The organism is Desulfovibrio biadhensis (genome assembly GCF_055388615.1).
The window spans coordinates 1,790,350-1,809,774 of record NZ_AP042477.1; the positions used below are offsets into that span (position 1 = coordinate 1,790,350).

A 19,425-nucleotide genomic window follows, 5' to 3' on the forward strand; every position below is an offset into this window, starting at 1 on the left:
CACGTCAGAAGATGCCGAGACGCAGCATCATTTCCTGCATGTCGTCCACACTTTCCAGGTCGCCCAGGTCCTGCTCCATGACCTGAGGGTGCATGGGCACAACGCCCCATCCTGTTGCGACAGAGGCCAGGTCGAGCAAGAGCAGCTCGGAACGGATCGCATCGGGTTCCAGGTGCGGTTCGATTATGCCCAGCATGCGCCGGGTCTCAAAGTTGTGCTTGTCGCGTACCTTGTCCACTTCCTTGGCAAGCTCAAGCTGCCGCGAAAGTTCGTCACGGCGTGCAGCCATGGCCCCAGGGATATCCTCCCCAGCAATAGGGGCAAAGCCCAAAGCCCAATCCAGCACGGCAGGCAGGCGCTTGCAGCAGCGGGGCATATCCAGCGCCCCTTGCAATAAACGGGTAATAAATTCCAGGTGGTGCTCTTTCCAGGAGAAGCGGACGCCCCTGCACGCGGCGCGCATGGCAAGGAACGCATTTTCACCAGCTTCCTGGCGCACTTGCTTCAGGGCATTGGCCACCTGTGGGGGGATTTTGTTGTACAGCCGCAGCCTGGTGGCGAACTGCATTGCATCAGCCATATCGAATTCGAGGCGAATGGCGGGCAGATTCGCAGTGGCAAAGGCGGGGCGCAGTTTGACTTCCACGCCTGCGAGCTGTTCCGCCAGACAGGTGAGATCAAAACTGGCGCTGGCGTCAGCCCCGTGTTTGAGGGCCAGAAGCTCAGCGGCTTGTCGCAAGGAGGCATCCGGAAACAGGGCCAGCTCGCGCATGGCCGTGGCTTCGGTCTCGTCCGTGTCTTCATCTGCGCCGCTGGTCGCGGTGAGCTTTCTCTGAATGGCGTGCATCGTCTGCTCTGCAGCAGCGGGCGGCAACGTCAATGGATCGTCTAGATACAAAGCCTGCGCAATGACGCGCAACTGCTCAGGCTCAATGGTCAGGCCACTTTCGAGCAGGGCGCGCAAATCGGTGGCAAGCGCGATTTCGGGGGAGGGATTTTTACACATCCCTACCTGATACCAGCGTGGAGAAAAGAGCGCAATAATGCTGCTTCAATGAATCAGGCGCCGGATGCGCGCGGATCATTCCCAGGGGGGGATGGGCGCAGCAGGAGCATCGGGGTTCCAACGGCATGGGGGGCGTACGCCGCACTCCCGCGCGTGGGGCAATACCGCTTCGGCAGTTCCGAGATGCAGAAGCCTGCCATCAGCCAGCAACCCCATGAAGTCTGCCAGGTCCAGCAGCGGCTCAAGGTCGTGGCTGACCACCACCTGGGTCACGCCACGGTTCTTGTTGTCCTGTAGCAACTCCCTGAGTTCGATAATAGCCGGATAGTCCAGCCCGCTAACGGGTTCATCCAAGAGTAAAAGGGCGGATGTGTTCTTGCCGCGTAATTCCTGGGTGAGCAGCGCAGTGGCGAGGCAAAGCTTGCGTTTTTGCCCGTGGGATAATGTATGAACAGGCGTATCCAGGCAATGGGCTATGCCGAAACGATCGGCCATTTCCAGGGCGGGAGCCGGATCGGCATGCTTGTGGAGACAGAGCTCCAGGTCTTCCCGGGGGGTGGCTCCCAGAATTTGTAAGTCCGGTTCCTGCAGGCAGAGAGCCGCCATGCGGCGGACGGCCCGTTGCCCCTTTGGCATCGTGTTGCCCGCTATGACGGCTTTTCCGGAAGAGGGCGCATGCAGTCCCGCAAGCAGTTGCAAGAGTGTGCTTTTGCCGCTGCCGTTCACACCGGCCAAAAGAAACAGGGCGCCTTGCGGCACAGAAAAGCTCACATTCGCCAACACCTGGCCTTTGCCCGGGTACGCAAAACTGCACTCCTCCAACTGGATGAGCGGCGGCAGTTCTTGCGCTGCAGAGGGCGTGTGTTCGTTCATCTGCGTACGAGTCCCTTGGCGTGCAGAAAACGGGCGGCAAAACAGGCGCCAATGAGTTTCAGCACAAAGCCGGGCATAAAGGGCAGCATGCCGACGGCAAAGGCTTTGCCCAGGCTTGAATCAATAACCATGGCCAGCCGTGGCACACCTATGACAAAGACCGACAGTTGTCCCAAGAACCCCCAGAAAAAAAGCGATTTCCAGGACGGCGCCTTGCCTGGCTCCAGGCCCCGCAGCGCCATGCCGGACAGACCGGCGCAGGGTATGAATCCGATCAGATAGCCGCCAGTGGGGCCGAACAGGTGTCCCAGACCGGCAGCGCCCCCTGCAAAGACAGGCAAGCCGACAAATCCGGCCACAAGATAAAGGACTACGGCCAGCATACCCTGCCTGGGGCCGAGCAAAAAACCGCTGCATACCAGGAACATGGTCTGCAAAGATATCGGCACCGGACCAATGGGTATATTTATGAAAGCGCCGGCCGCAATGAGCGCCGCCATTAGCGCGGTCCAAACGATGTTGTGTACCTGTGTCAGGGATGTCTGTGTCATGCTTTACCACGTCTCAAGATGAATGTAGATTATACGATAGCGTATAAGGAAGCGTGAATGGATACTGACAGTTAATTTGGTCTGCATTACGCCAGGAGCCATTGGTGACGCGTAAGCTTTTTTTCATACCAGGCGGTTCTGGTCAAGATGTCCCACTTCGTCATGGTACAAGGGGCAGTGGATGGTTTTCAGGGTTAAGCGACAGGGTACTATGGATGGCGGCAAAGCCATGACATACCATAATGAAACGAGCCATACGCGGTGGACGCTCGGAGGACCGGGGCTCGACTGGAGCAACCTGCCTGCCGAATTCAAGCGCTATCCTGAAAAACTGGCTCTGGAGACATTTTCTCTGCCCGAGCCTGTTGGATTCCCTACGGCATCACTTTTCGAGGCTTTGTACGGGCAAGGCGTGTCCGCCGAAATCGTGGATGTGCCCATGCTCAGCCGCATTCTCTATCTGGCCTGCGGCATAACGGGCGTCAGCAACACCCCGCGCGGCGATTACTACTTCCGTGGCGCCGCCTCTGCCGGGGCGCTGCACCCTGTGGAGATGTATTGCGCTGTGGGCTCGCTGCTGGATGGCGAACCCGGGCTTTGGCCTGGGCTCTATCATTATGCGCCACTGGAACATGCGCTTGTGTCCCTGGAACGTCAGGACGCTGTACAACGGGTGGCGGCAGGGTGCGCCATGATGGGCTCGCCTGCTCCGCTTACTTTCGTGCTTTCCAGCATCTTTTTTCGATCCACCTGGAAATACCGCGCAAGAGGCTACCGCTACTGTCTGCTGGATTGCGGCCATGTGCTGGAAAACCTCAAGTTGGCGCTACGGGCGGAAGGCCTGGATGTCCGTGTGCATATTGATTTTGATGACAAGGCGATAAACAGCCTGCTGGGAGTTACATCCGACCTGGAAGGGGCTCTGGCCGTTGTCGAAGTCTTGGGTGCGCCTGCCACATCGTTGCCCGCGCCGCGCCTTTCATCCGCGCCTTTTGAACAGGAAGAACTGGCCAAAGCCAGCAGGGTGGCCAAGGCAGAGCTGCAATATCAGTTGCTGGACACCATGCATCAAAGCAGCATGCAATTGCCCCTGGCGAGCCCGGCGCCTGCGTCTTCCGGCTGGCAGGCTATCCTGGACAAGGAATTGAAATTCGCCCGGTTGCCTGAGGTCAGAAAAGAGTTCCTGCCCCGCATGGCAGACCTTCCCCTGTTCTCCATCATCAAAAAACGCAGCTCGAAACGAAATTTTGTGCCGCAAAAGGTGGATCCCCAGGTTGTGTTGGCGTTGGCGCGCAGCCTGTGCGGGCAGGAGGAATACGGCTTTCGCGCTTGCGAAGTGGCCATGGTGGTGCAGAATGTGGCGGACAACCGCATTCGTGACGGGGTGTACCTGCTGCGGCGAGAAGACAATAGCGTTGCGAAAATGTTCACCACCCCGAGACACCCCCCTCTGCCGCTAGCCATTGGCAGTGTTTGCCTGGGGCAGGAGTGGATTCGAAACGCCGCGGTACAGTGTCTTTTTTTTGTGGATATTCCCGGCCTGGAAGCCGCGGCAGGTCCGCGCTCCTACAGACATTCCATGATCGAGGCCGGTCGCCTTGGCGAGCGGGTATACCTTGCGGCGACAGCCTTGGGCTTGGGAGCCTGTGGCATCGGCGCCTTTTTCGACAAGGAAGCCGCTGTCCTGCTGGGGCTGGAGGATCGCGCCTGGTTGCTTTACCTGGTGGCGTGCGGCCCCGTGCGTCGCTGACGTCTTTGCGCCTCAGTCTTTACGCGGTGGTCCGAAAAAACCGCTGCAGTCCTTGCACAGCTCAATTGCTGCCTTGTTGCCCGTGCGGAAGAGCTCCATCATTTGCTGGCGTTTGGGACTCATGGCCAGGGCGTCCACCCCATGTTCCTGAATGCTGCCTATGACGCCCCGTGCGTTGAGATCGTTACAGCAGACCGTAACATTGCCGTCTGGCAGAACAACCAGGTTGCGTTCGAGCAGGAAGCAACAACGACCTTCCATACGCGTGGCAATGGCGCGGTAACTGGCGTCGTCCACTCCCAGATCAGCGCTGCCGTCCCAGTTGTGCGGATGCCGCAGGGAAACCTTGTCCAGCCGCTCCAGCAGATGGCGAAAATCAGGATCCAGCCGCGCAGTGGTTGGGGCTGTCGGGCTTTCCGGCGGTAGAATACATATGGCTTCGGTTTTGATGGGCGCCCCCGCTGCGGCGTTGATTTGCAGAAACGTCTCCACATTGCGCCTCACCACGTCCCATTTCGCGCCAATGCGGATGGATTCGAACAACTCACGCGTGCCGCCATCAAGGGAGAAGCGCATGACATCAACCGCGCGGCTGCGTACTATCTGTTCCGCCTTGTGCGGCGTGAGCAGCATCACGTTGGTCAGCAATTGTACTCTGGGATTTCCAGGCAGATTGGGGCGCGCGCGACGTATTTCGGTGAGCATGCCGGGCAGGTCAGGGTGCAGCAGTGTTTCTCCCGCATTATGCAGGTCTATGCGCGCCAGCCGGACGACATCGCTCGCCACGAGTTGCTCCATGACCTTGGCCAGCAGGCTGCGCTCCATTACCTGGCGTTGCTTGTCATGGTCCAGGGAGCACCAACGGCAACGCAGATTGCAGGAGGAGTTGAACTCGATGTTCAGAAGCGTGACAGGTGAAGAGCCCATGCCCCACAATAGGGCGGCAGGCCCCCGGGCGCAAGCGCGGAAGCGTTACAAGCGGCTCAATATCCAGCCGGGGGCGCCTGGTCGAAAAAACAATACGGGTCGCGCTGGCGCAATGGGTCCAGCCCCAAACCGGCGGCAACGGCCAGACACCCGCCGCAAACAGGGCGTATGCCGCATCCGTCACAGGCGGAACTGCCTTGACGATAGCGCGCTGCGCGCTCTCCGTCATACACCGCCGCCAACCCGAGCGCATACACATTGCCCAAAGGCGCGAGCATCTTGCGACAGGCGTGGGCTTCTCCATCCCCCAGCACGGAAATGAAGTTGAAGGCGGCGCCGCAGCCATGTCCCGTGCACCCGCCAAACAGGGGGGCGTTTTGCATGGCAAGCGCCGCGTTGAGCAGATTGTCCTTCATGCGCACGTGCGGCATGGCGCGACAGGCCTTGATATAGTCCTGCAGAAAGGAAACGTAGGCGCCCTTGTCTACACTGGCCAGGGCGGCGCCTTCGCCCATGAGGGATAAGCGGTTGAAGGTGAAGCGGTCTGCACGCCCTTCAAGGAGACGCGCCAGGGGCAGCACCTGGTCCATGTTGTCCCGCGTGAGGGTCAGCATGACTATGGAAAGCACGCCTTTTTCCCGCAGCATATCCAGAAACTCCAGGACACGGGCAAAATGCCCTTTGCCGCGAATGTAATCGTTGTGTTCTTCGAGCCCTTCCAGGCTGACCTGATAGAATACAGGCTTTTCCACGTCGATCATGGCGTCGATGATTTCCGGCCCGCAGGGGTTGCCCAAAATGGCCAGGCCAAGATCCAAAGCCGCGCCTTTGCGGTAGAAATCCATGAAATGTGGGTGCAGCAGGGGATTGCCCCCCGTAAAACTGACCTGGCCGGAAACATTGCGCTGCCGGCAAAAAGCCGCCAGCTCTTCCAGGAGTTTTAAGCCCTCTTCAAGAGGGGCGTTTTGGCGGGGGGACCGGTCGTAGCAATGGCGACAACGCAGGTCGCATGCCTGTGTCAGGTGCCATTGCAGCGTGAAGCCCGTGGCCGCGTGAATCCCCTCGGGCATGGCGGGCGATGCTGCTGCACGGTCTGGCGTGCGTCGTAACAGGGAAGGTGGCTTGCGCAAGATGCCCTTTTCCGCCGCAGCGCGCAGCAGTCCCTGCACAGCGGCGATGGTAACGCCGGCCACACGGGCCACATCGGCCAGGGGCAATGCCTCGCTTACTATTTTCAACGCCAATAGATCATCATCACTGGCGGCGGCGCACGTTACGGTGCTGTCTGGTTCGGGCCATACCAGAATTATCTCGGGTCTGGCCTGGATAGCTTCGAGGGGCGCGCCCGCAATGAGGCTGCAAAGTCCTGAAACATTGGCAGAAAGGATTTGTAGTGCAGGGTGCAACTCCAGACCATGGCAGGGAGCTGCATCCGATTGCTGTGCCTCTTGCCAGCAGCGCACCTGCTCCATCGCCAGTTCAAGGGTGGCCAGGTCGCCCAGCCACGGGTAGGAGGTGTCATCTATGCGCGCCAGATGGGCGCATACCGCGTCAGGATCATGTGGGGCGGATTCTGACAGGACGTTTTCCCAGGCGTTTTCGCCAAGGATGCGGCGGCAGGTTGCAAAAATGCGATTGCAGACATCGTCCTGTGCTTTCATGGATACAAGATGGCCTGGATTGAGTTGCAAGGCAAGAGGGCGCATCGGCAGACGACGCGCCCTCTTGCGATAATTGGTGGTGCGACGCACACGGCGTCGCTACAGAACAGCGCCTCAGCCGGATGGTTTGGGCTTCTTGGGTTTATCTTCCGTACCTTCCGTAACCGGGGCCTTGTCCTTGGAATCCTGCGAAGTGGCGGCGTCCGATTTGTCACCACCGTTCTGGTCTTTTTTCGGGGTGTCGACCACACCCCCGGAACCGCCTCAACCCGAGGCGGCATTGGCCGTGCTGGCGTGCCACCCAAGGCTTGAGCCGGCTACCAGCCCTGCGATGCAGATGCCGGCCAGGGCTTTTTTGACATCCTTCTTATCCATGTTTTCCCTCCAGAAACGAGCCAGGGACGGGGCGCCCCCTTTGTTAGGGCCATGTGGGCTGCACAATCCTCCGTTGTTCAACTGCGGGGAACTCTCCCCCCTGCCCCAGTTCCCTTTGCAAACCCCTGGATTCTTGCGCAGCCGACATGGCAATTGGATAATTCTATGCCACAATAGCATATTCATAGAAGAATACAATGGCTCTGGGTTGTTTTTTACAAAAAGGTACCCGAACAACTACGGATAAGGTGCGGTGAAAAGCACGTTTTGCGGGTGCTGCAGCGGGACAAGACGCCCTTTTCAGTTGACTTTTCGGGAAGTGACAGCCTAATGAAGGGAATGGAATACAAGACTTTTTTCGGCCGCAGATTCCCACTGCTTCTGGCCCTGGCCTATGTGGTCTTTTGGGCTGTGCTGGCTATTGCGCCTGTTTCCCGCGCAGTGTGGTGGGCCGAGAATCTGCCACTGATGATCGTGTTCCTGCTGTTGGCGTGCACCTACCGGCAGTACCGTTTCAGCAACGCGGCCTACGTGATGATGGCATGCTGGATGTTCTGGCACACCATCGGGGGGCACTACACCTTTGCCAATGTTCCTTTTGGCTGGGTCACCGAAGCCTTTGGCTTTGAGCGCAACCACTTCGACAGGGTGGGGCATTTCATGGTGGGGTTTTACGCCTTTGCCTTTGCCGAATTGCTAGACCGCAAGGGTTGGGCCGTGCGCTGGGTCTCCGTGCTTTTTGGATTGCTGGCGGTGATGGCCGTGGCTGCAGGCTACGAGATTATCGAATGGCTGTACGCCGTGCTCGAGGGCGGTGACGCCGGCATTGAATTTTTGGGAAGCCAGGGAGACATCTGGGATGCGCAGAAGGACATGCTGGCTGATACGCTGGGCGCGGTTTCTGCCCTGGTGCTCTATGGTATTCGGGAAAGTCGAGTGCCGCGTATTCCCAAGCGACAGCGCCCTCGTCATACGTTGATTTATGACAGTGTGCCGCAGGACTCAGCCGGTCCGTCCAGCCAGTCTTTATAGAGCTTTTCCACTTCTTTCTGCCCGTTTTTTCGGCACCACTCCATGCTTTGCTGCGCCACAGAGCGCAATTCCCGCGTGTGGGCGACAAGCTCCCGGTTTTTACGCAGGGCCTCGCTCCAGCGTTCAATGGCGACGGGATCGTCGCACGCTTGCGCCAGCTTAAGCACGTTTTCCAAAGCCTCAAATGAAGGGCGCAGCAGAGCCCAGGCCTCGCCCCATTGCAGCGCCAGGGTGGGGGCCTCATTTTGCAGCAGGCCTGTAATGCGCCGGTATCCCGCCTCCCATAAGGGTTCTTGCTCAAGCAGCGAGCCAAGCTCCCTGGGTGTTTGCCCGGCCGTGTCCAGGTGCTCAGGCAGGGGGGTGCGCATGGCCAAAAGGGGCTCCAGCCAAGGGGTAAGGGAGAGTGTGAAGCCGGCGCGCGCCGCATGGCGATGCAGGTCCGGCAAAAAGCACCCCCTGGCGCGTGTATTCAGCAGGCGGGCGTTGTGGGCAGTGTGCTCCCAGCGCCCCGGGGTTTTGCTGGTGGCGTGGTGCAGAATGGCCCGGCGGGCAAAAGCGAATTTCCCTCCACGTTTTTGCAACTGGCAGCAGAGGTCTATGTCTTCACTGCCGTTCATGTACTCTGGGCAAAAGCCGCCCACGGCCTCGAATTCACTGCGCCGGACCATGAGTGCAGCGGCGCTCAGCGCCTGCGGGGAGCGCAGCGAATCCAGGGCGGGGTGCCTGCCGGGAAAATAATGAAAAGGGTGGACAGGGTGCATGTTGGGATCAAAGCCGATGCAGGCGTGCTGCACGCGGTTGACCCTGGGATAGAGCAGCAGGGGGGAGGCCGCCACAGGCTGCCCAGGCGCTTCCATGGTCGCCAGCAGCGTTTCCAGCCAGCCGGGCGTTGCATTGGTGTCGTTGTTCAGAAAAAGCAAAAAAGCGCTTTTTGCGGCAGCTGGGGTTTTTGCGCCGGCATTGCACCCCTGTGCAAATCCCAGGTTGCGCTCCAGCCTGAGGTGGGTAAAGCGCCCCGGAAAGAGGTGTTCGCCCAGTGGCGCGCAGTGCTCGGCGGTTGCGTCTGTGGAGCCGTTATCCACCACCACGATGTGAAAGGGCGCACCTTTTGCGCAGGAAGCCAGACTCTCAAGGCAGGCGCGTGTGTACTCCCAAAGATTCCAGGCCGGGATGACAATGGTTGTGCATCTGTCCGGAGTCAATTCAGGGCTCCTGCTTTCTGGAAGGCAAAAAGAAAGCGCCCCCGTTTATTATTGTACAGGGGCGCGTTGGGAGCAGATTTTTCAGATCGCCGCATTTGGGGGGCTCAGGCCGACGTGTTGACTACACCGCCTGCGTCGGCTTCCACCACGTAGCCGCTGGTGGCCGGATGCACGTAAAATGTCTGCGTGGACGGCTCTACGACGTAGGGGCCGGTGGGTGCACCGGCCAGATAGTCCATGGTCGGCGCGGTGTCGCTGACGGGCTGGTCAAGGTGTGGTCCGGTCACATAGGTTATGCTCATTACGCCTCCCTGAAGCATGAATATAGGGTCTGCCCGGCGGAATGACAAGAGGAGAAGGAAGCGGAAATAAGGGTATGTTTGTTCGATAACGTATCGCCTCTCTGATTTGTCTGGTATGATTACAAGAAACAATTCTGAAACCAATGTGAGGCGAATATGTCCGGCGAAAAGGACGTGTGGGAATTTTACAAGGACGCAAGGGACAAGTGGCGCTGGCGCCGTATTGCGCCCAACGGCAGAATCGTAGGCGCAGCATCGGAAGGCTATGCCAACAAGGCGGATTGCCTGGGCAATGCCAGGCGCAACGGATATCAGGACTAATTACCCCAGAATCCGCTCTGCCTGCTGCATGTGCTCCTCGAAAGGATCCAGGGGGCGCTTGTTTTTTGCGCCCAGAGGCACCAGCAGTACACTCTGCAACAACATGAAAAGCCCTGCAGCAGCGCTCCAAGAAAGTGCGTCGCGGCTCAACGGCGCCGGTATGACATCCGGCGCAAGCCATATACAAAGAGCCCCTCCTCCAAAAGTAAGCGTTGTTTCGGCTATCCAGGGCAATATCCCACTGGGGGCGGGGGCAAGCAGCCGTCGCGCAAGGAACAAGGCGCATGCGCCCTGCACCCCTATAAGCAGGGGCGCAGTGGCCAGGAACACCACAGGCAGAGGCAGGAGCATCACGGCAAAGGCGGCCACGCGCCCTTTTTCTCGCCCCAGGGAATGAATCCAGCCGCTGATCATGATCGCCAGCCAGATACAGGCGCCCAGTGCTGCGGCCGAACCGGCATGCAGGGCAAAGGCGAAGTGGAGCAAGGGAAAGAGTACACTCGTCAAAACAATGCAGGCCATGGCCAATGTGAAGCGGCTGGCGGGACTCATGGGAACCTCCCTGGAATCGCCAAGGGCGCCCCATTTTGGAACAGGGCGCCCTGATATGGTTTCAGCGTGTATATTCGACACGCAGCGCAAGGTTGGCGTACTGGCTTTTGTGAACGCGTAACCGTTCGGCCAGTATTTGCCGTTCAGACTGCATTGTTTCGCCACAGTCGGCATGCAATGCTGCATCCAGCCTGCGAAGCTTGCGCTCTTCTTCTGCAAGCGCCTTGCGCATGCCCTCCATGGCGCGCTGCAACATGGTTTCCCTGTCTTGCACGTCGTCCATCAGGGCGTGCATTTCAGCCCGCAGCATACGGTTGATGCGTTTAAGGACGTTCATTGGACGCTCCCTTTGGCTCTGCGGCTCAAATAGCCTTCATGCTGGATTTTTTTGGACGCCTGTTTGCGCAGCATTGCCGGTTCTGGAGCGGTTTGTATCTGGCGCACCTCGTCACGCAATGCCTCTACGTCTTTTTCCAGATTTTCCTGCACCTGTTCCGAGCCGACAACAGCATTGAGGCTGCTCTTTTGTTCCTTGTACTCGCGAATGCGCGCAAGGGCCTGTGTTTCGTTGCCCTGGGCCACGTCCAGCGCAACTTCTTCCTTGAGCCGGTTGTAGTCTTCCTGAACGACCTTGCTGCTCCATACATCCTGGTCCAGAGATGCCACGGCCTCTTTTTCATCTGCCACGCAGAGTACGGAAAGTGGCATGTCCAGCCGTATTTCACGGGGGGCGTCGCCAACGCGATAGCGCAGGATGGGTGAGGGCAGCGCAATCTCCCCGGTATGTTCCACGGGTAGACGCAGGGTCACATAAATGGTTCTGGTCTGGCCGTACTGGATGTTGCCGGGATAGAATCCTGCGCCGTCGGGGCTGTGTTCTATGGGGTATCCGCCCGCTTCCACCAGGGTTGCGCCCTGCTGCAACGGCAGCCATATTTCCAGCCCACTGGCCGCCATCATTCTGGCAGAGCCCAGTTCCTGCTGGAAAACGGAGGCAAAGGCAGTGGGGTTTTCCATGAAAGAGTAGCTGCCCTGGCCGCGGTCCGCGATGGCGGTCATGAGCTGTTCATTGAAGTCCACACCCACGCCGACTGTGCTGATGGTGAATTCGCCCCGCAATGCGGCCCGGGCCATGGCGCCCAGCTCCGGCAAGGCTACAATACCCTGGTTGGCGTGGCCGTCGGAAAGCAGCAACAGGCGGACATTGCGCCCCGGCTGTCGGGCATCTTCACATATGGCGATGCCCTTTGCCAGGCCCAGGCCCAGGTTGGTGCCCCCCTGCGCCACAATGGAATCCACGGTGCGTCTGAGACCATCGCGGGAGCGGCTGGTCATGCGTGAAAGGCCATTGTGCAGGGTGACGCCATTGGAATAGGAAACAAGGGCCAGCCTGTCGGATTCGCTCAATTTGTCGGCAAGGGACAAAATGGCTGCCTTGGCGTTTTGCATTTTGCTGCCTTGCATGGAGCCGCTGCGATCCAGGACAATAACCATATCCACAGGCGTATCCTGCTTATTCTGGGAGGCGGCTGCGGCGTTCGGATCGTCAAAGGCGGAGATGGTCAAGGCCATGGAAACCAGCCCGTCGCTATTCTGGGCTATTTTACTCTGGCTGAGTTGCGCCTGCATCGACAACAAGGAATTGGAAACCGCCGCGCTGGATGGCAAGGGGATCTGGGCCGTGGGGGGCTGGGATTTATCCTGCCTTGCCCAAACCAGGGCCGCAAGCATGGTGAGAATCAAGACGGCGACAACGGTGATGGAGCGAAGGGTCGTCTTGTTCATGACTCCCTCCTTGTGCGGCGCGGCTTGTGAAAAAAGCCAACCACTACCGTGAATGTGAGCGAGATGATGATGAGTACGGTGCGCAGTGAGATTCTGTTCATATTACCCTCCTCGTGTTCTGCCGCCGGCAAGCTCGGCCGAATTGCGGCTTACGTGAGGGTAATGCTACTGCAACACTACGAAACTACAATGCAAAGTAGTGCAAAGTAGGGGTGCGTGCTTTTTGCAATGTTTTTGCGAAGGGGTGCGGGCTCAGTTGCCAAAGATTTCTATCATGTTGCGGCCATGATGTTTGGCATTATAAAGGGCCTGGTCTGCCTGGCGCAGCAGGTCTTTGGGGTCCTGCTCGTCAGTGGGGATGGCGGTGGCAACGCCCAGGCTGACAGTCACCACATCGGCAGCCTTGGAGGCTCTGTGCTCCATGCCCAGACCCGAGATCTGGTCCTTAATGGTTTTGCCAATCTGGTAAGCGCCTTCAGCGTCGGTGTGGGGCAGCAGGACGCAGAATTCTTCCCCGCCGAACCGCGCGACAATGTCGCCTGGACGTCTGAGCATGTCCTGAATGGCCTTGGCCACGTTTTGCAGGCAGGCGTCCCCCTGAATGTGCCCGTATGTGTCGTTATAGGCCTTGAAAAAGTCTATATCGATCATGATGAGGGAGATGGGTGTTTCCCGCCTGCGGCACCGGCGCCACTCTTTTTGGAACGTATCGTCAAATAGCCGCCGATTGGGAACGCCGGTGAGGCCGTCCAGATTGGAGAGCGCCTCGAGTTTTCTGGTCAGTTCTTCGAGTTCGCGCTCCCGTGCTTTTCTTTGATCGGTTTCCTGCTTCAGCCGCAGTACAGAGCGCACTCTGGCGCGGAGCTCCACCTTGCTGACGGGCTTGTTGATAAAATCGATGGCGCCGACTTCAAATGCGCGCTCCAGGCTGTCGGCATCGTCACTGACAGTGACCATGATAACGGGTATGTCCTTGCAACGCTCGATGTTTTTGATGGTGCGCGTTGCTTCGATGCCGTTCATGCCAGGCATGTTCAAATCCATGAGGACAAGGTCGACCTCATGCACAACAGAGGCGTCCTCCGCATTGCTGCTGGCGCCCTGCTCGAGTATTTCGATAGCCTCTCGGGCAGAACTGGCCTGAAGCAGTTCAGAGTAGCCGCTATGGCGGAGAATGCTTTCAAGGAGCATTCGCGATGTCGGTGAGTCATCGACAATCAAAATCTTCATCAGGTGATACTCTTTCCCATATATTATAAAACCGTATGGCCAGTGTTGAAAAAACTGCACAGGTAAAGACTCTAATGCCACAGAGAGCCGACCGTGGCAAAGAAAAAATAAAAGACGGTAATTCTAGAATGCTATTGGGCAGCCCCAGGTGCCTTTTCTGATGTCTTAAGGTAGTCGTCTATGATGATTTTTGGGTCCAGCGTTTTTTGTTCGAAAATGCCGTCAGCATTGCCGTCGAAGTGCCCATAGTCCTGATTGGTGCGCATATCGATCACCGTGTAGCCGTAGACCCGCTCGTGGAAAGGTTGATTGGGCTGGTAGAACATGTGGTAGAATATCTTGTGATGCGGGTAGTCTGCAGGAACGAAGGCAGCGCTGATGGTGTCGGCGCCATCCAAAACGGGAAACGCGTCAAAAGGCTCGGTGTACCCGAGAAAGGTATCCTTGGTGGATGCCTTTTCAACAGCTTCCAGAAGGGCCTCGGAAGTGCGGTAGTCGATATCGCCAGTATGGGTGACGACGGAACCGTCCGCGCGTTCAAGGGGGACACGGCCCCTGGCCTTGATTTCCGGGATTTCTTCTTCTGCTTCAGGCTTGGCAGGCTCCTTGGCGGCGGCCTTTTCCTCTTTGGCAGTGGAATCTTGCACAGCAGCTTTTTCCGAGGCCGGTTCCTGTTTGCCAGCAGGGGCGCTTTCCGCTTTTGGAGCGGGAGTGCTTTTGCTCTCCTGGGCCGCCCCCATGTTCATGTCCAGGTCTTTGCCGTCGGTCGATGCTTTAGGGGCCTCGCCTTCGGATTGGGTTTGCTCCGGAGAATCCGAGCCGCCGAAAAGACCGCTGGTCCAGGAACAACCAGACGCCAAGCTGACAACCAGAGCCAACAACAGAAGCAATATCAAACGAGCAGGCAGAAATGCGCCCAGCATATATGTCACTCCTTGCTTGCCCCATATTTCTTGAAATGGGGCGTCTATTACTGATACGGGTAGCAGTCCGTGATTTGCTAAATCTTAAACTCTCTTACGATAACACATGCCTCTCGGCAACAGCAAGATACCTGCCCCCCTTGGAAGGGCTGGGAATACACATTACAGAAAAGTAGAGAAGCAAGCGCCTCTTGCGTGATACCGTATTGCCACGGTATTGATGGTAGAGGAGACGAGCACGATATCTGGATATCCGCTGGCCGCTCCTGCACCAAATCTGAAAGCAACCTTTTGCCACATGGCGGAAATGTATGATCAGACGCGAGCTTTTTGCGCAACTCAGGCTGCTGGCCGTGAAGCAAGGCGTGAATCTGGCCCGCAAGCACGGCCGCCCTTTGGGGGAAAAACTGGCGGCAAAGCTCTCCAAGGTCGGTGTGGAGCGTGGATTGCTGGATGGCCCCCTGGATTTGGACGCTGTGTTGCTCAGGTTGAAGGCCCTGCGCGATTCCGGACGCTTGAGCAAGGAAGATTTTGCCAATCTTGCCCGTGAAGTGCGCGAGCGCCTGAAAAACAAAAAATAATCCCGGCATCTTGAACGTGTCGGTACGCTGGAGAATGACGTGCGACGAATAGCGATCTTATTGGCGGTTGTGGCGTTTTTTTGTTGTGCCCGTACAACTGTTGCAGCCCAGAGCGTGGACTGGAAACCCCTTGTAGACAGGCTGGTGGCCGATGGCTTTGACAGAAGTCAGCTACAGCAGCTTTTTGCAGGTATTGCGTACGACCCCAAAGCCATGGGGCATAAGATGCTCACCCTGTATAACAAGAAGTATGGTTCCGGCCTGGTGCGTAGAATCCAGAGCCAGCTAGACCGCCTGGGCTATGCTCCTGGCAAGGCCGATGGGTATGCCGGCAGTAAGACCCGGGCTGCCATCCGCGGTTTCCAGGCCAACAACGGGCTGGAGGTGAACGGGCAGGTCAGCGAATCCTTGCTGGAGTACGCCGTCAATCAGGGGCGCAAGGCGCCGGCGGGGTATACACCCCCTCCAAAGCCTGAAAGCCATGGCGCTTCGGTCTGGCGTAGCGTGCTCACGGAAGAGCGTATGGCCGAGGCACGGGAATTTTACAAAACCCACACAAAGTTGTTGCAAAAGGTGGAGGACGAATACGGCATTCCTCCGGAAATTGCAGTGGGGCTTCTGGCCGTGGAAACCCGTGTGGGGAATTTTCTCGGAGACCAGGCCGCCTTTGCCACCCTTGCCAGCATGGCGCGCTCCACCACGCCGGAGACCTTTTTGCAGACCTTCAAGTACGATACCCCTCAGGGCGCCCAGCTTACTTGGCTGCGCAAACGCACCCGCCAAAAGGCGGACTGGGCCTATGACGAGCTCAAGGCGCTTCTTGTGTACTCCAAAAACAAGGGAGCAGACCCGCGTACCCTGCCGTGTTCAATCTATGGCGCCATAGGCATCTGCCAGTTCATGCCCAGCAATGCGCTGCGTTTTGGCGTGGATGGCGACAACGATGGGGTGGTGAACCTCTTTGACGTGGACGACGCCCTGCCGAGTATGGGCAACTATTTGAAAAGACACGGGTGGAGCAACCCGGGCGCAAGCGTACGCAAGCAACGCAAGGCGTTGTACAACTACAATCACAGTGTTGTGTACGTGAATACAATCATGGCGGTGGCGGAGCGATTGAAAGAAGATAAATAAGTGACGCCTTTGGCTGGTGGGATGTCCGTGCATTGAGTGAGCTCATTGCAACCTGTCGCCACAGAGCCACCCTGACACCTTCAGGCATTGTCTGGAATTCTCTGGAAGCATGGGCACAATTGACAATGGCCATTTGAGCATATCGCGCATGCGATTCTGGACATCTTTCATTTTTGGGGTGGGGGTTGTCCTGTGGTGTGCCGCCAAGTTTCTGGCCAATGACGCAAACCCTGATTTGTTTGGGTATTTTGCGTTTGGAAAATTGTTTTTCAAGGGTGATTTTCCCTTTCACGACCCCTTTTCCTATCTGCCAGTGAAGGACGTCTGGATTTACCATGAGTGGCTCACTGGGGTTATCTTCCAGGCAATAGTCGAAAGATTCGGGTTTACCGGCCTTATGCTTTTTCGCTGGTTCATGTTTCTTTGTACGGTGGCGATGCTGTTGTATTGTGCAAGGCTACGTAAAAGCTCCTGGACAGCATCGTTTTTCATGCTGCTTGTTGCCTCGCCCGTTTTTACGATCGGTTATTCCCCGGTACGCGCTCAAATCTTCACCAATTTATTCTTCATTGCATGGGTCGCTGCCTGGGAGCGCTTTTACGCCACCGGGAGTAGGTGGTTGCTGTGGTGCACTCCGGCACTCATGGTGTTTTGGGCCAATCTGCATGGTGGGTTCGCCCTGGGGCTGGGGATATGTGGGCTGTACGCTTTTGATGCAACATTCCATGGCTGGCGCAAAAAAGAGTACTGTTTCTGGCCGATAGTAATTTTTGCACTCCAGCTGCTTGCCACGCTCATCAATCCGTATGGCGTTGATTACCTTCTATATATGGTTGACGCTGTCGGCCTGCAAAGGGAGTGGATTGGCGAATGGATTTCCATCACCACTGCATTGCAGCAGGGGTATCTTGTACAAAATGTTGTGCCCTACTTTTTAGCGCTAGCAGTTGCATTGGGCGTCATACTTGGGGCAGGGCGACTGAAAAGTCGCGACGCCCTGGTGCTGGGCGTAACCTTTTTTGCAGGGTTCCGGCATTTACGCCATTCGGTATTCGTGTTTTTCAGCGTGGCCATGCTGCTTCCCAGATATCTGGACCACGTATACCAAAGGCTTTTTTTACATAAATACAAGCTGTCAGCCATTCCTGTCGCACACAGGTCAGGCATGGCATTACTGGGGGGGGTGCTGCTTGTTCTCGCATGTCTGGAACTTGCCGGCACAGCTCCATTGCGGTTGACTATCCCGGATACGGCTGTTGCGCCCCCCCGGCAGGGTAATACTGCATACCCAGTGCAAGCCGCTGATTTTTTGGAAAAACGCGATGGCGGGAACATCCTCACAGAATTTGAATGGGGGGAGTATCTTCTTTGGCGGCTTCCCACGGCGTTTCACATTGCTTTTGATGGACGTTACGAGACGGTTTTTCCTGAAACTGTCTCCGCCCGTGTCTTTGCAGCATTGAATGGCGAGGACATGGCGTTTCTGGATGATTTCGACCATCAGTTGGCAGTATTGCGGGCGCGTTCACCCCTTGCGGTACAAATCAGGGCTTTGGCTTCCTGGAATTTGATTTACGAAGACAGGGGCGCTGTGATTTTTGAAAGGCGGCAGATTCCTGAAGCTTCCTGACCTGCTGGATAGAAAACGGTGGATGGTGCGGCGCGGCGTAAAAGCAAAAAAAAGGTCGCTGCGTGTGCAGCGACCTTTTCATCAGCCTCGGGTCAGGCTGTTGTAAACTTGATGGTGCCGAAGGGGAGAGTCGAACTCCCACGCGGAAACCCGCACTAGACCCTGAACCTAGCGTGTCTACCAATTCCACCACTTCGGCCTCAAGAAGGGTCTTTTAATCATACCCTCCGGGGCTTGGCAAGCATTTTTTGCTCCTCCAAGCAGATTTTTTCACGCTTAACGCAAAGCGCCTTCGCGCCGCGCCCAGTCCTTGATGCGGGAGAGTGCTTCCGTGATTTCTTCCTCGCTGGAGCCGAAGGACATGCGCAGGTGACGCTCGCCGCCGGGGCCGAAAGCCCCCCCTGGTATGGTGATGACTCGGGCCTCGCGGATAAGCCGGATGGCGAGTTCGCGAGAGTCGGGCAGGCAACTGTCACAGCGCGCCATGATATAGAACGCCCCTTTTGGGGGAACATAGCTGAACAAGGGGGCGAGTGCATCCAGCCCCTTGCACAGGATTTGCCTGCGGGCGTCGAGGGCCAGGCGAAAGTTCTCCATTTCCTGCTGCGGGCCCTGCAATGCAGCCAGTGCAGCGTGCTGGGCCGGCGTTGGTGCGCAGATTACCGAGCAATCGTGCACCTTGAGCATTTCGCCCAGGATATCAGCAGGTGCCATTATGTAGCCGGCGCGCCACCCTGTAAGTGCGTAACGCTTGGAAAAACTGTTCACTGCTATCAGCCGGGGGCGGAGTTCCGGAATGGTCGCCAGGCTGAAAGCCCCGGGCTTCTCGTAGGTCAGGGAGTCGTATGTATCATCGCAAATAACGTAGAGTTCGTTGTCGACGGCCAATTCGGCCAGGGCCATGAGATCTTCGCGGGAGAAGACCGCCCCAGTAGGATTGTGGGGCGAATTGATGATCATCACCTTGGTTTGAGAGGTCACGGCATTGCGCATGGCCTCGATGTCCAGGCTCCAATCTTCGGGTTTGAGCGGCACGGCGACGGGGGTGCCTTCGGCCAGCAATACTTGCTCCACGTGGGAGGGGTAATACGGCGAAGGAAGCAGCACCTCGTCCCCCGGTCCTACAAGCGTGAGGGTGGCCATGAGCAGGGCTTCCATGGCGCCGGCCGTGACGGCCAATTCGGTGTCGGGGTCCACTTCCAGATTTTTTTCGGCGCGTAATTGCCCCGCAATGGCCCGCCTGAGTTGGGGCAGTCCCTGTTGCAACGAGTACTTGCCTGCGCCGTGGTCTGTGCGCAGCGTTTCGCAAACAGCGTCGATAATGTGATCGGGCGTAGGAAAAGAAGGCACGCCTTGTCCCAAGGAAACACAATCACCGACCTGCGCAGCAATGACAGGCATTTGTTTGGTGGCCGAATGCGGTATGTGCCGCACGCGGCGACTGACATCGTACAATGGCATTTTCGCCCCCTGCATTATGAGTGAAAGTTGGATTGCGAAGGGAAGAATCCCTATTGGCAGGGATTCCACCCCTCCGCGCTCCCCTTTCCCAAATTCGTATCTGAAAAGTTGGTGGAAAGGGGGGGGGAG

The 19,425-nt window shown here is 57.6% G+C and carries 21 protein-coding genes and 1 tRNA gene; 6 read left to right on the forward strand and 16 right to left on the reverse strand.

Annotated elements, in window-relative coordinates; translation table 11 throughout:
• Positions 1–4: 4 nt before the first annotated feature.
• The 3 genes from ACZ5EH_RS07775 to ACZ5EH_RS07785 all read right to left on the reverse strand — a co-directional run bounded on the left by ACZ5EH_RS07775 (position 5) and on the right by ACZ5EH_RS07785 (position 2,430).
• Positions 5–1,006, reverse strand: a complete 1,002-nt coding sequence (locus tag ACZ5EH_RS07775) for a hypothetical protein (protein WP_464277555.1) — start codon at positions 1,004–1,006, stop codon at positions 5–7.
• Between the two features lie 75 nt (positions 1,007–1,081).
• Complete coding sequence (locus ACZ5EH_RS07780) at positions 1,082–1,879, reverse strand: energy-coupling factor ABC transporter ATP-binding protein (protein ID WP_464277556.1); 798 nt, start codon at positions 1,877–1,879, stop codon at positions 1,082–1,084.
• Positions 1,876–2,430: a biotin transporter BioY gene (locus ACZ5EH_RS07785; RefSeq protein ID WP_464277557.1), complete on the reverse strand. Its 555-nt coding sequence runs from the start codon at positions 2,428–2,430 to the stop codon at positions 1,876–1,878. Before ACZ5EH_RS07785 ends, ACZ5EH_RS07780 begins: the two co-directional genes overlap by 4 nt.
• A 229-nt stretch (positions 2,431–2,659) precedes the next feature.
• On the opposite strand from ACZ5EH_RS07785, the gene ACZ5EH_RS07790 reads away from it, so the two are divergent.
• On the forward strand, positions 2,660–4,180 hold the full coding sequence (locus ACZ5EH_RS07790) for a SagB/ThcOx family dehydrogenase (protein WP_464277558.1): 1,521 nt from the start codon (positions 2,660–2,662) through the stop codon (positions 4,178–4,180).
• Between the two features lie 12 nt (positions 4,181–4,192).
• Here the strand turns inward: ACZ5EH_RS07790 and ACZ5EH_RS07795 are convergent, their stop codons facing one another.
• Genes ACZ5EH_RS07795 through sbtA form a run of 4 tightly spaced genes read right to left on the reverse strand, consistent with a single transcriptional unit; the run spans position 4,193 to position 7,143 of the window.
• A complete protein-coding gene (locus tag ACZ5EH_RS07795; RefSeq protein ID WP_464277559.1) occupies positions 4,193–5,107 on the reverse strand; it encodes a radical SAM/SPASM domain-containing protein in 915 nt (304 codons plus the stop codon).
• A gap of 56 nt (positions 5,108–5,163) precedes the next feature.
• Positions 5,164–6,858, reverse strand: coding sequence for a thio(seleno)oxazole modification radical SAM maturase SbtM (sbtM, locus tag ACZ5EH_RS07800; protein WP_464277560.1), 1,695 nt, complete (start codon positions 6,856–6,858; stop codon positions 5,164–5,166).
• A gap of 24 nt (positions 6,859–6,882) precedes the next feature.
• Positions 6,883–7,017, reverse strand: a complete 135-nt coding sequence (locus ACZ5EH_RS07805; protein ID WP_464277561.1) for a hypothetical protein — start codon at positions 7,015–7,017, stop codon at positions 6,883–6,885.
• A gap of 15 nt (positions 7,018–7,032) precedes the next feature.
• Positions 7,033–7,143 carry an SbtA family thio(seleno)oxazole RiPP natural product precursor gene (gene sbtA / locus ACZ5EH_RS07810; protein ID WP_464277562.1) on the reverse strand — a complete coding sequence of 37 codons (111 nt, stop codon included), beginning with the start codon at positions 7,141–7,143 and terminating at the stop codon, positions 7,033–7,035.
• 330 nt (positions 7,144–7,473) lie between these two features.
• Between sbtA and ACZ5EH_RS07815 the strand changes: the two genes are divergently transcribed.
• Positions 7,474–8,175, forward strand: coding sequence for a DUF2238 domain-containing protein (locus ACZ5EH_RS07815; protein ID WP_464277563.1), 702 nt, complete (start codon positions 7,474–7,476; stop codon positions 8,173–8,175).
• On the opposite strand, the gene ACZ5EH_RS07820 is transcribed toward ACZ5EH_RS07815, so the two are convergent.
• Together ACZ5EH_RS07820 and ACZ5EH_RS07825 are read right to left on the reverse strand one after the other, a co-directional pair.
• Positions 8,124–9,377, reverse strand: a complete 1,254-nt coding sequence (locus ACZ5EH_RS07820) for a glycosyltransferase family 2 protein (protein WP_464277564.1) — start codon at positions 9,375–9,377, stop codon at positions 8,124–8,126. The two genes, ACZ5EH_RS07815 and ACZ5EH_RS07820, sit on opposite strands and share 52 nt — an antisense overlap.
• A gap of 104 nt (positions 9,378–9,481) precedes the next feature.
• The gene (locus ACZ5EH_RS07825; RefSeq protein WP_464277565.1) at positions 9,482–9,727 is read right to left on the reverse strand and encodes a hypothetical protein; all 246 of its coding nucleotides are present in this window, start codon (positions 9,725–9,727) and stop codon (positions 9,482–9,484) included.
• Positions 9,728–9,835: 108 nt separating this feature from the next.
• Between ACZ5EH_RS07825 and ACZ5EH_RS07830 the strand changes: the two genes are divergently transcribed.
• On the forward strand, positions 9,836–10,000 hold the full coding sequence (locus ACZ5EH_RS07830) for a YegP family protein (protein WP_464277566.1): 165 nt from the start codon (positions 9,836–9,838) through the stop codon (positions 9,998–10,000).
• Here the strand turns inward: ACZ5EH_RS07830 and ACZ5EH_RS07835 are convergent, their stop codons facing one another.
• The 5 genes from ACZ5EH_RS07835 to ACZ5EH_RS07855 all read right to left on the reverse strand — a co-directional run bounded on the left by ACZ5EH_RS07835 (position 10,001) and on the right by ACZ5EH_RS07855 (position 14,490).
• Positions 10,001–10,552: a hypothetical protein gene (locus ACZ5EH_RS07835; RefSeq protein ID WP_464277567.1), complete on the reverse strand. Its 552-nt coding sequence runs from the start codon at positions 10,550–10,552 to the stop codon at positions 10,001–10,003. It lies immediately after the preceding gene.
• A 61-nt stretch (positions 10,553–10,613) separates the two neighbouring features.
• Positions 10,614–10,889: a hypothetical protein gene (locus ACZ5EH_RS07840; RefSeq protein ID WP_464277568.1), complete on the reverse strand. Its 276-nt coding sequence runs from the start codon at positions 10,887–10,889 to the stop codon at positions 10,614–10,616.
• Positions 10,886–12,337, reverse strand: a complete 1,452-nt coding sequence (locus tag ACZ5EH_RS07845; RefSeq protein WP_464277569.1) for a vWA domain-containing protein — start codon at positions 12,335–12,337, stop codon at positions 10,886–10,888. Before ACZ5EH_RS07845 ends, ACZ5EH_RS07840 begins: the two co-directional genes overlap by 4 nt.
• Before the next feature lie 252 nt (positions 12,338–12,589).
• The gene (locus ACZ5EH_RS07850; protein WP_464277570.1) at positions 12,590–13,567 is read right to left on the reverse strand and encodes a GGDEF domain-containing response regulator; all 978 of its coding nucleotides are present in this window, start codon (positions 13,565–13,567) and stop codon (positions 12,590–12,592) included.
• 131 nt (positions 13,568–13,698) lie between these two features.
• On the reverse strand, positions 13,699–14,490 hold the full coding sequence (locus tag ACZ5EH_RS07855) for a hypothetical protein (RefSeq protein WP_464277571.1): 792 nt from the start codon (positions 14,488–14,490) through the stop codon (positions 13,699–13,701).
• Between the two features lie 311 nt (positions 14,491–14,801).
• On the opposite strand from ACZ5EH_RS07855, the gene ACZ5EH_RS07860 reads away from it, so the two are divergent.
• The 3 genes from ACZ5EH_RS07860 (at position 14,802) to ACZ5EH_RS07870 (ending at position 17,835) form a co-directional block, all read left to right on the forward strand.
• Positions 14,802–15,071 carry a hypothetical protein gene (locus ACZ5EH_RS07860; RefSeq protein WP_464277572.1) on the forward strand — a complete coding sequence of 90 codons (270 nt, stop codon included), beginning with the start codon at positions 14,802–14,804 and terminating at the stop codon, positions 15,069–15,071.
• A gap of 39 nt (positions 15,072–15,110) precedes the next feature.
• The gene (locus tag ACZ5EH_RS07865; RefSeq protein WP_464277573.1) at positions 15,111–16,205 is read left to right on the forward strand and encodes a lytic murein transglycosylase; all 1,095 of its coding nucleotides are present in this window, start codon (positions 15,111–15,113) and stop codon (positions 16,203–16,205) included.
• 148 nt (positions 16,206–16,353) lie between these two features.
• Positions 16,354–17,835, forward strand: a complete 1,482-nt coding sequence (locus ACZ5EH_RS07870) for a hypothetical protein (RefSeq protein ID WP_464277574.1) — start codon at positions 16,354–16,356, stop codon at positions 17,833–17,835.
• A 112-nt stretch (positions 17,836–17,947) separates the two neighbouring features.
• Here the strand turns inward: ACZ5EH_RS07870 and ACZ5EH_RS07875 are convergent.
• Positions 17,948–18,034: transfer RNA gene (locus ACZ5EH_RS07875), tRNA-Leu, on the reverse strand.
• Between the two features lie 77 nt (positions 18,035–18,111).
• Positions 18,112–19,296: a pyridoxal phosphate-dependent aminotransferase gene (locus ACZ5EH_RS07880; protein ID WP_464277575.1), complete on the reverse strand. Its 1,185-nt coding sequence runs from the start codon at positions 19,294–19,296 to the stop codon at positions 18,112–18,114.
• Positions 19,297–19,425 lie beyond the last annotated feature (129 nt).

Excerpts from the sequence above, each read along its gene's own strand:
- ACZ5EH_RS07850 (WP_464277570.1), bottom strand. The coding sequence starts at position 13,567 with ATGAAGATTTTGATTGTCGATGACTCACCGACATCGCGAATGCTCCTT.
- ACZ5EH_RS07790 (WP_464277558.1), top strand. The coding sequence starts at position 2,660 with ATGACATACCATAATGAAACGAGCCATACGCGGTGGACGCTCGGAGGA.
- ACZ5EH_RS07855 (WP_464277571.1), bottom strand. The coding sequence starts at position 14,490 with ATGCTGGGCGCATTTCTGCCTGCTCGTTTGATATTGCTTCTGTTGTTG.
- ACZ5EH_RS07775 (WP_464277555.1), bottom strand. The coding sequence starts at position 1,006 with ATGTGTAAAAATCCCTCCCCCGAAATCGCGCTTGCCACCGATTTGCGC.
- ACZ5EH_RS07780 (WP_464277556.1), bottom strand. The coding sequence starts at position 1,879 with ATGAACGAACACACGCCCTCTGCAGCGCAAGAACTGCCGCCGCTCATC.
- ACZ5EH_RS07795 (WP_464277559.1), bottom strand. The coding sequence starts at position 5,107 with ATGGGCTCTTCACCTGTCACGCTTCTGAACATCGAGTTCAACTCCTCC.
- ACZ5EH_RS07830 (WP_464277566.1), top strand. The coding sequence starts at position 9,836 with ATGTCCGGCGAAAAGGACGTGTGGGAATTTTACAAGGACGCAAGGGAC.
- ACZ5EH_RS07785 (WP_464277557.1), bottom strand. The coding sequence starts at position 2,430 with ATGACACAGACATCCCTGACACAGGTACACAACATCGTTTGGACCGCG.
- ACZ5EH_RS07835 (WP_464277567.1), bottom strand. The coding sequence starts at position 10,552 with ATGAGTCCCGCCAGCCGCTTCACATTGGCCATGGCCTGCATTGTTTTG.
- sbtA (WP_464277562.1), bottom strand. The coding sequence starts at position 7,143 with ATGGATAAGAAGGATGTCAAAAAAGCCCTGGCCGGCATCTGCATCGCA.
- ACZ5EH_RS07870 (WP_464277574.1), top strand. The coding sequence starts at position 16,354 with ATGCGATTCTGGACATCTTTCATTTTTGGGGTGGGGGTTGTCCTGTGG.
- ACZ5EH_RS07845 (WP_464277569.1), bottom strand. The coding sequence starts at position 12,337 with ATGAACAAGACGACCCTTCGCTCCATCACCGTTGTCGCCGTCTTGATT.
- ACZ5EH_RS07815 (WP_464277563.1), top strand. The coding sequence starts at position 7,474 with ATGAAGGGAATGGAATACAAGACTTTTTTCGGCCGCAGATTCCCACTG.
- ACZ5EH_RS07880 (WP_464277575.1), bottom strand. The coding sequence starts at position 19,296 with ATGCCATTGTACGATGTCAGTCGCCGCGTGCGGCACATACCGCATTCG.
- ACZ5EH_RS07860 (WP_464277572.1), top strand. The coding sequence starts at position 14,802 with ATGATCAGACGCGAGCTTTTTGCGCAACTCAGGCTGCTGGCCGTGAAG.
- ACZ5EH_RS07840 (WP_464277568.1), bottom strand. The coding sequence starts at position 10,889 with ATGAACGTCCTTAAACGCATCAACCGTATGCTGCGGGCTGAAATGCAC.